Here is a 315-nt window from a genome sequence, read left to right as displayed (position 1 = left end):
TTTTAATGCTTTATAATCTTTTGATATGCTTTTGAGTAAGCTTTTTTCATTAAGTAAAGATGGAGTTTTTTTAACATCATAAAAAGGATAGTAATAATTTTTTAAATCTTTTGAAATCTTACCATCATAATATAATTGAATTCTTTGCATATTTTTAATTTGTGTTTGATGACAATGTGCTAAGTTATGATAATATTTTTCTTCAGAACTTAAATGAGTTTCATATTCTCTTATAAAATCAATAAAAGAAATACCACTATCTTTTAACCAATCTTCTATTTTAGAATTAATCCACCAAAGAATTATCATACCAGT

General features: G+C 22.2%; 1 protein-coding gene. It reads right to left on the bottom strand.

Going from position 1 to position 315, the window contains the following annotated elements; genetic code table 11:
• The coding region (locus CAMP5082_RS08340) for a hypothetical protein (protein WP_337206444.1) at positions 1-315 on the bottom strand (315 nt) is incomplete at both ends.

The sequence above is a fragment of the Campylobacter sp. LMG 17559 genome, assembly GCF_024723605.1.
In the GTDB taxonomy this organism is placed as follows: Bacteria; Campylobacterota; Campylobacteria; order Campylobacterales; family Campylobacteraceae; genus Campylobacter_D.
The sequence above is the reverse complement of the archived record's forward strand: the minus strand, read 5'-3'. Positions and strand labels throughout refer to the sequence as shown.